At 72.1% G+C, this 8,757-nt stretch carries 10 protein-coding genes; all 10 read left to right on the plus strand.

All coding sequences use genetic code 11. From position 1 onward, the window contains the following. Positions 1-373 (plus strand): phosphoadenylyl-sulfate reductase (locus tag BFN01_RS14270; RefSeq protein ID WP_143187264.1); only part of this gene is annotated, 373 nt, incomplete at its 5' end. Further along, positions 370-1,341 carry a sulfate adenylyltransferase subunit CysD gene (gene cysD, locus BFN01_RS14275; protein WP_083428839.1) on the plus strand — a complete coding sequence of 324 codons (972 nt, stop codon included), beginning with the start codon at positions 370-372 and terminating at the stop codon, positions 1,339-1,341. The genes BFN01_RS14270 and cysD, both read left to right, overlap by 4 nt. Further along, entirely contained in the window at positions 1,341-2,639 is a 1,299-nt protein-coding gene (locus BFN01_RS14280) for a sulfate adenylyltransferase subunit 1 (RefSeq protein WP_071644996.1), read from the plus strand. Before cysD ends, BFN01_RS14280 begins: the two co-directional genes overlap by 1 nt. A 97-nt stretch (positions 2,640-2,736) precedes the next feature. Then, the gene (locus BFN01_RS14285) at positions 2,737-3,762 is read left to right on the plus strand and encodes an ABC transporter substrate-binding protein (protein WP_083428842.1); all 1,026 of its coding nucleotides are present in this window, start codon (positions 2,737-2,739) and stop codon (positions 3,760-3,762) included. Continuing rightward, the gene (locus BFN01_RS14290) at positions 3,762-4,598 is read left to right on the plus strand and encodes an ABC transporter ATP-binding protein (protein WP_083428840.1); all 837 of its coding nucleotides are present in this window, start codon (positions 3,762-3,764) and stop codon (positions 4,596-4,598) included. Before BFN01_RS14285 ends, BFN01_RS14290 begins: the two co-directional genes overlap by 1 nt. Further along, positions 4,588-5,499 (plus strand): ABC transporter permease, encoded by a 912-nt coding sequence (locus BFN01_RS14295; RefSeq protein ID WP_071644997.1) that lies wholly within the window; start codon positions 4,588-4,590, stop codon positions 5,497-5,499. The genes BFN01_RS14290 and BFN01_RS14295 overlap by 11 nt, the downstream gene beginning before the upstream one ends. Next, entirely contained in the window at positions 5,496-6,443 is a 948-nt protein-coding gene (gene cobA, locus BFN01_RS14300; protein WP_083428841.1) for a uroporphyrinogen-III C-methyltransferase, read from the plus strand. Before BFN01_RS14295 ends, cobA begins: the two co-directional genes overlap by 4 nt. Next, the gene (locus tag BFN01_RS14305; protein WP_071644998.1) at positions 6,440-7,864 is read left to right on the plus strand and encodes an FAD-dependent oxidoreductase; all 1,425 of its coding nucleotides are present in this window, start codon (positions 6,440-6,442) and stop codon (positions 7,862-7,864) included. The genes cobA and BFN01_RS14305 overlap by 4 nt, the downstream gene beginning before the upstream one ends. Beyond that, the gene (gene fdxA, locus BFN01_RS14310; RefSeq protein WP_071644999.1) at positions 7,861-8,208 is read left to right on the plus strand and encodes a ferredoxin; all 348 of its coding nucleotides are present in this window, start codon (positions 7,861-7,863) and stop codon (positions 8,206-8,208) included. The genes BFN01_RS14305 and fdxA overlap by 4 nt, the downstream gene beginning before the upstream one ends. Beyond that, positions 8,201-8,757, plus strand: a 557-nt coding sequence (locus tag BFN01_RS14315) for an NAD(P)/FAD-dependent oxidoreductase (RefSeq protein ID WP_143187265.1), incomplete at its 3' end; no start/stop codon positions are given. The genes fdxA and BFN01_RS14315, both read left to right, overlap by 8 nt.

Genomic DNA, 8,757 nt, shown 5'->3' on the forward strand with positions numbered 1-8,757 from the left:
CGACCTGTTCGCCCGCGACCCGGGCCTGTGCTGCGCGCGCCGGAAGGTCGAGCCACTGCTCCGGGCCCTCGGCGGCTACGAGGCGTGGTTCACGGGCGTGCGCCGCGACGAGGCGCCCACGCGCGCTGAGACGGAGCTGGTCGTGTGGGACGAGCGCAACGGACTCGTGAAGGTGAACCCGGTCGCGGCGTGGAGCTTCGACGACCTCACCGCGTACAGCGCCGCGCACGATGTGCCGGTGAACCCCCTGATCGCGAACGGGTACCCGTCGATCGGCTGCGCGCCGTGCACGAGGCCCGTCGCCCCCGGCGAAGACCCTCGATCCGGCCGCTGGGCCGGGCTGACGAAGACAGAATGCGGGCTGCACGTATGAACGCCACGAATCCGGAGACCACCACGCGTTTCGCCTCGCTCCGCTCGCTCAACGACCGGGAGGTCGAGCCCACCCGAACCCTGAGCACCCTCGACCTGCTCGAGGCGGAGGGCATCCACATCATCCGCGAGGTGGTCGCCGAGTTCGAGCGACCCGTGCTGCTCTTCTCGGGCGGCAAGGACTCGGTGGTCGTGCTGCACCTCGCAGCCAGGGCGTTCGCGCCAGGGCGGGTGCCGTTCCCCGTGCTGCACGTCGACACCGGTCACAACTTCCCCGAGGTCATCCGCTTCCGCGATGAGACGATCGCCCGTCTCGGCATCGACCTCGAGGTCGCGCGCGTGCAGGATTACATCGACGACGGCCGGCTTCTCGAGCGCCCCGACGGCACGCGCAACCCGCTGCAGACGCAGCCGCTGCTCGACGCGATCGCCGCCGGTCGCCACGACGCGGTCTTCGGCGGCGCACGCCGCGACGAGGACAAGGCGCGCGCGAAGGAGCGCATCATCTCGCTGCGCGACGAGTTCGGGCAGTGGGATCCGCGCAACCAGCGTCCCGAGCTGTGGAGCCTGTACAACGGCCGGCACCTGCCCGGCCAGCACGTGCGGGCCTTCCCGATCTCGAACTGGACCGAGCTCGACATCTGGCGCTACATCGAGCGCGAGGGCATCGCGCTGCCGCCGCTGTACTACGCGCACGAGAGGGAGGTGTTCCAGCGCTCGGGCATGTGGTGGGCGGTGGGCGAGTTCTCGCAGCCCCGCCCCGACGAGCAGGTCGAGCGTCGCACGGTGCGCTACCGCACGGTCGGCGACATGAGCTGCACCGGTGCGGTGGAGTCGGATGCCGCCGACACGGCGTCGATCGTCGACGAGGTCGCCCGCACGACGCTCACCGAACGGGGCGCCACCCGCGCCGACGACCGCATCAGCGAGGCCGCCATGGAGGACCGCAAGAAGGACGGGTATTTCTGATGAGCACGACTCTCTTCCGGTTCGCGACCGCGGGCTCGGTCGACGACGGCAAGTCCACCCTGGTCGGCCGGCTGCTGCACGACGCGAAGGCGATCCTCGCCGACCAGCTCGACCAGGTCGCCGCGACCTCGCGGGCGCGCGGTTTCGCGCACGGGGCCTTCGACTTCGCGCTGCTCACCGACGGCCTGCGCGCCGAACGCGAGCAGGGCATCACGATCGACGTCGCGTACCGCTACTTCGCCACCGACCGGCGCAGCTTCATCCTCGCCGACTGCCCAGGGCACGTGCAGTACACCCGCAACATGGTCACCGGAGCGGCCACCGCCGACGCGGTGATCGTGCTGGTGGATGCCCGCAAGGGCGTGGTCGAGCAGACTCGGCGCCACCTCGCCGTGGCGTCGCTGCTGCGGGTGGCGCACGTGATCGTCGCGGTGAACAAGATCGACCTCGTCGGCTTCGATGAGCAGACCTACGTCGACATCGAGCTCGAGGCGCTGCGCGTGGCGGATGAGCTGGGCATCTCCGCCGTGCGCGTGCTGCCCGTCTCCGCCCTCGAGGGCGACAACATCGTCGACCGGTCAGAGCGCACCCCGTGGTACCGCGGCGAGACGCTGTTCGAGCTGCTCGAGACGCTGCCGGTGCGCACCGACGCCGATGCGCCGCTGCGGCTGCCGGTGCAGCTCGTGCTGCGACCGCAGGGCGGGCTGTCGCCCGAGATCGACGCCGACGACGCGGAACGGCTGCGGGACTTCCGCGGCTTCGCCGGGCGGATCGCCGCCGGCGCCGTCTCGGTCGGCGACCGCGTGCAGGTGCTGCCTTCCGGGCGGGTCACCGAGGTCACCGGCGTGCACGTCGCCGGAGCCGACACCGGCGCCGCCGGCGTGCGGCAGTCGGTGACGGTGACCCTCGCCGACGAGATCGACGCCGCCCGCGGTGCCGTGATCGTCGCCGCGGGCTCGGCTCCCGCGCTGCGACGGGACGCCGTGGTCGAGCTGTTCCAGCTGGATCCGCGCGCGACCGCCCCCGGCGCGCGCGTGCTCGTCAAGCACGGCACCGCGACCGTGCAGGCGATCGTCGCCGAGGTGCTCACCCGGCGCGACCTCGAGACACTCGCGCACGCCGACCTGACCACGGCGCCGGATGCCGCGCTCGCCGAGAACGAGATCGGTCGGGTGCGGCTGCGCCTGGCATCCGACCTGCCGCTGGAGCCGTACGCGCAGAGCCGCGAGGGCGGCTCGCTGCTGCTGATCCATCCCGCCGACGGCGCCACACTGGCCGCCGGCACCGTCATCGACTGACCGACCGCACGTCCGCACAGCACCACGAGCCTAAGGAGGCGAAACCGTGAACATCACCCGCAGCAACAGGACCTTCACCGCACTGGGAGCCCTGGCGATGGGCCTCACCGCATTGGCGCTCGCGGGCTGCGCCCCCGCATCCGGCTCCGCGGCCGAAGGCGAGGTGGCGACCGAGCTGCGCCTGGGCTACTTCGCCAACGTCACCCACGCGCCCGCGCTGGTCGGTCTGTCGGAGGAGCTGTTCGCCGACGCGCTCGGCGACATCGACCTGACCACCGAGGTCTTCAACGCCGGCCCGGCCGCGATCGAGGCCCTCTCGGCGGGCGCGATCGACGCCACCTACATCGGGCCCAACCCGGCGATCAACACGTTCATCCAGTCCGGCGGGGCCTCGGCCCACATCATCGCCGGGGCCACGTCGGGGGGCGCGGCGCTGGTCGTGCGCGAGGGGATCGACTCGCCGGCCGATCTGAACGGCGCGACCCTCGCCAGCCCTCAGCTCGGCAACACGCAGGACGTGGCGCTGCGCAGCTGGCTCGCCGACGAAGGGTACGAGACCTCGATCTCGGGCGCCGGCGACGTGGCGATCACGCCGACCGAGAACGCGCAGACGCTGACGCTCTTCCAGGACGGCCAGCTCGACGGCGCCTGGCTCCCCGAGCCGTGGGTGTCGCGCCTGGTCGTCGAGGCCGACGCGCACGTGCTCGTCGACGAGGCCGATCTGTGGGATGACGGGGCGTTCCCGACCACGGTGCTGCTCGTGCGCGCGGACTTCGCCGACGAGCATCCCGACGTCGTCGACAAGCTGCTCGCCGGCCACGTCGCATCGGTGCGCTGGCTCGACGAGAACGCGTCCGAGGCCGACGCCGTCATCAACGCACAGCTCGAGGAGGCGACCGGCAAGCGCCTGCCCGACGACGTGCTGGCCCGTGCGCTCGAGCATGTCGACTTCACCGTCGATCCGCACGCCGAGACGTTCGAGGCCCTCGTCGCGAACGGACTGGCCGCCGGAACCCAGAAGAAGGGCTCGATCGACGGGCTGTTCGACCTGCGAGCGCTCAACGCGCAGCTCTCGGATGCCGGCGTCGACACGGTGTCGGCGGCCGGGCTCGGGGCGCAGTGATGACGACCCGCGACACCCTCGCGCCCCCGGCGGTCGCGCAGGCGCCCCTCGCGCCCAGCTTCGACGGCGTCAGCCCGCTGCCCGGCGGACGCCCGGCCGCAGCCCCGGCGGTGCGCATCTCGCACGTCACCAAACGCTACGCCGCGGGGCCGGTCGTGCTCGACGACATCTCGCTCGATATCGCCCCCGGCGAGTTCGTGTGCCTGCTCGGGGCATCCGGTTGCGGCAAATCGACCCTGCTCAACCTCATCGCGGGCCTCGAGCCGGTCACCTCCGGAGCGATCCAGACGCCCGACGGCGGATCCGCGGTGATGTTCCAGGAGTCGGCGCTGATGCCGTGGCTCACCGCTCGCCGCAACATCGAGCTGGCCCTGCGGCTGCGCGGCGTGCCGCGCGGTGAGCGCCGCACGGAGGCCGACCGGCTGCTGGCGACCGTCAATCTCGCCGAAGCCGGAGACCGGCGACCGCACGAGCTCTCGGGAGGCATGCGACAGCGCGTCGCCCTCGCGCGGGCACTGGCCCAGGATCGTCCGGTGCTGCTCATGGACGAGCCGTTCGCGGCCCTCGACGCCATCACCCGCGATCTGCTGCACGAGGAGCTCGAGCGGGTGTGGCGTGCGACCGGCCGCACGATCGTGTTCGTCACGCACAACGTGCGGGAGGCCGCTCGTCTCGGTCAGCGGGTCGTGCTGCTCTCGAGCAGGCCGGGCCGGATCGCCGGCGAATGGCGCATCCGCAACACCATCGGACGCCGCATCGAGTCGCCCGAGGTCACCGCTCTCGCCGGCGAGATCACCGCCGAGCTGCGGAAGGAGCTGGCTCGCAATGCCTCTTGAGACATCGGCCCCGTCGTCGAGCACCGCCTCCGGCGAGCATGACGATCTGCACACCCTCTCGACCGGCCTCGACCGACTGCAGTCCGCGTCGGCGCAGGATGCGCCGCGCTGGCGCGGGATGCTCGCCAAGGCGCTGCCGCCGATCGTGCTGCTGCTCGTGCTGCTGGTCGTGTGGCAGCTCTACATCAGCGTGGCCGACCCCCGCCCCGACAAGGCGCCGAGCCCCGCCGCCGTGCTGGCCGCCCTCAGCGACGCGTGGGGATCCGGTCGGCTGCAGCAGGCCGTGCTCACCAGCCTCGAACGCGGCGGGCTCGGCTTTCTGATCGCGATCGCGATCGGCACCCCGCTCGGCCTCGCGCTCGCGGAGTGGAAGCTGCTGCGTCGCGCGGCCGGCCCGCTGATCTCGGGCTTGACCGTGCTGCCCTCGGTGGCGTGGGTGCCCGCCGCGATCATCTGGTTCGGTCTGACCGACGCGACGGCGTACTTCGTCATCCTGATGGGTGCGATCCCGTCCATCGTGAACGGGCTGCTCTCGGGCATCGACCAGGTGCCGCCGCAGCTGCGCAGGGTGGGCACCGTGCTCGGCGCCAGCCGCTGGCAGCTCGCCACCGCCGTCGTGCTCCCCGCGTCGCTGCCCGGCTACGTCGCCGGGCTCAAGCAGGGCTGGGCGTTCTCGTGGCGATCGCTGATGGCCGCCGAGATCATCACCATGGGCGGCTCGATGGGATTCGGCCTGGGAACCCTGCTCAACCAGTCGCGCGAGCTGGCGGATCTGGCCAGCGTGCTCGGCACCATCATCCTCATCCTCACGATCGGCATCGTCATCGAGCTGGTGGTCTTCGGGCCGCTCGAGCGCCGGATGCTGCGCAATCGCGGCCTGCTGCTGGGAGGCACCTCATGACCGGAACAGCGACCCCTGCCGGAACCGTGACCCTCGTCGGCGCGGGTCCGGGTGATGCCGGCCTGCTCACCCTGCGCGGCCTGCGCGCTCTGGAGAAGGCCGACGTGATCGTCGCCGACCGGCTCGGCGCACGCAGCGTGCTCGCCCAGCTGCACGCGGAGGGCGCGGTCATCGCCGCCGAGGTGATCGACGTCGGCAAGCTGCCCGGCCACCACCCGGTGCCGCAGGACGGCATCAACGAGCTGCTCGTCGAGCTGGCGCGGGCCGGCCGCGAGGTCGTGCGTCTGAAGGGCGGGGATCCGTTCGTCTTCGGCCGCGGCCGCGAGGAGCAGCTGTTCTGCGAGGCCGCGGGCATCCGAGTCGATGTGGTGCCCGGCGTGACCAGCGCCGTCTCGGTGCCGGCGATCGCCGGCATCCCGCTCACGCACCGCGGCGTCGCCGCCTCGTTCAGCGTCATCAGCGCGCACGACCAGATCCAGCCCGGCGGGTCGGTGAGCACCTCGGGCGCCGACCACACGCTGGTGCTGCTGATGGGCGTCAGCACGCTCGGGCACTCGGCGCACGTGCTGGCCGCCGGCGCGCGCGGCGCCGACTGCCCGGTCGCGATCATCGAGGACGGCTACGGCAGCGCAGAGCGCGTGACCGTCGGGACGCTGAGCACCATCGCGCAGCTCGCCGCCGCCGCGCAGGTGCGCTCGCCCGCTGTGGTGGTGATCGGCGAGGTCGTGCGGCTGAGTCCGCTCGCCGCGTCGCTCGCGCCCGCGGCGGCCGATGTCGAAGACGCCGACCCGCCGGCATCCGGATCACCGCGCCGGCGGGGGCGCTCGCGTCTGGCCGCCGCACTCGACGCCGGACTCGCGGTCGACACCGGCCTCGTGCGGGCGATCGACACGAGCATCCGCTCCCCCCATTCCACCCCATCTCGAAAGGTCTCCCTGTCATGACCCTCTCCACGCTGCGCGTCGCGATCGTCGGCGCCGGACCGGCCGGCATCTATGCGGGCAACCTGCTGGCTCAGTCCGTCGACGCCCTTCGGCGGGCCGAGGGACCCGCGTCGATCGACGCGGTCGAGATCGACCTGTTCGAGTCGCTTCCCGCCCCGTACGGGCTGATCCGCTACGGCGTCGCGCCCGACCATCCCCGCATCAAGGGCATCGTCACCTCGCTGCACGAGATGCTCGACGCATTCCCCGAGCCCGGCGCCGCACGCCGCACCATCCGCTTCATCGGCAACGTCGAGGTGGGGCGCGACATCGCTCTCGACGAGCTGCGCGAGCGCTACCACGGCGTGATCCTCGCCACCGGTGCGCTGCGCGACGCGACCCTCGACATCCCCGGTGTCGACCTGCCGGGCTCGTACGGGGCGGCCGACTTCGTCGCCTGGTACGACGGGCATCCCGACGTGCCGCGCACGTGGCCGCTCGAGGCGGCGTCGGTCGCGGTGATCGGCAACGGCAACGTCGCACTCGACGTGGCGAGGGTGCTCGCCAAGCACGCGGTCGACCTGCGCACCACCGAGGTGCCCGACAACGTGCTCGCCGGTCTCGAGTCGTCCGCCGTCACCGACGTGCACGTGTTCGGTCGCCGCGGGCCGGCCGATATCAAGTTCACCCCGATCGAGCTGCGCGAGCTCGGCGAGGTGCGCGACGTCGACATCGTGCTGTACGACGAGGACTTCGAGGGCGTCGATCCGACCGCCGCGGCGAACAACCAGCTGAAGGTCATGCTGCGCACCCTGAACTCGTGGCGCGGACGGCCGTCGACGGGTGCGTCGCGGCGGCTGCACCTGCACTTCTGGCACGCGCCGATCGAGATCACCGGCGACGACCGCGTCGACGGCGTCCGATTCGCGCGCACGGCCCCCGACGCCGCCGGCACCCCGGTGCCGACCGGGGAGGTGCGCGACTACGACGTGCAGGCCGTGTACCGCGCGATCGGCTACTACGGCACGCGGGTGGAGGGCGCGGATTTCGACGAGCGCCGCGGCGTCGTGCCGAACGTCGAGGGCCGGGTGATCGGCCAGCCCGGGTTGTACGCGACCGGCTGGATCAAGCGCGGTCCGGTCGGGCTGATCGGACACACGAAGTCGGACGCCCTGGAGACCGTCGGGCACCTCCTCGCGGACGCGCAGTCGGGGGTGCTCACCGATGCCGCCGCTCCTGGGTGCCTGGGCGGCTCGCAGGGCGACGTGCTCGACCTGCTCGACGACCGCGAGACGGCGTACACCACGTGGGACGGCTGGCAGGCGCTGGATGCCCACGAGCGCGCGCTCGGCGAGAACCACGAGCATGTCCGCGAGCGCGTGAAGGTCGTGGCGCGCGATGAGCAGGTCGAGATCTCACGGCCGGGGGTGCTGACCCGATGACCTACGTGATCGCGCTGCCGTGCGTGGACGTGAAGGACCGCGCGTGCATCGACGAGTGCCCGGTGGACTGCATCTACGAGGGCGAGCGCTCGCTGTACATCCATCCGGACGAGTGCGTGGACTGCGGCGCCTGCGAGCCGGTCTGCCCGGTCGAGGCGATCTACTACGAAGACGACCTGCCCGAGGAATGGGCCGACTACTACAAGGCCAACGTCGAGTTCTTCGACGAGATCGGCTCCCCGGGCGGCGCATCGAAGGTCGGCGTCTACGACGTCGACCACCCCCTCGTGGCCGCGCTCGCGCCGCAGGGCGCGTCGACGAGCTCGGGGGGCGCGGATGACTGACTACGACGTGCTCATCGTCGGCGGCGGGCCCGCGGGGCTGTCGGCCGCGCTGAACCTCGGGCGATCCCTGGCCCGCGTGCTCGTGGTCGACGCCGACCGGCCGCGCAACGCCGCGACGCTCAACTCGCACGGCTTCCTCACCCGCGACGGGGTGCCGCCGTTCGAGCTGCGGCGCATCGCCCGCGAAGAGCTGGCCGCGTACCCGAACGTCGAGATCCGCTCCCGAGTGCGGGTGGGCGCGCTGACCAGGACGGATGCCGGATTCGCTGCCAGCATCGGGCGGCGCGACCCGTCGGAGCAGGTGACGGCCCGGTCGGTGCTGCTCGCGACCGGGCTGCGCGAGACGCTGCCCGACGTGCCCGATCTGCGCGGCTTCTACGGGATGAGCCTGTTCAGCTGCGCGGCGTGCGATGCGTGGGAGCTGCGCGGGCGCAGCCTGGCCCTGATCGGCGAATCCGCCGACCTCGCCGACCGCGCGAGGCTGGTCGCGCACTGGACGCCGCAGCTGACCGTGTTCACGAACGGCTCCGCCGCGGTGAGCACCGCCGA

This window comes from Microbacterium sp. AR7-10 (genome assembly GCF_001878835.1).
Lineage (GTDB): Bacteria > Actinomycetota > Actinomycetes > Actinomycetales > Microbacteriaceae > Microbacterium > Microbacterium commune.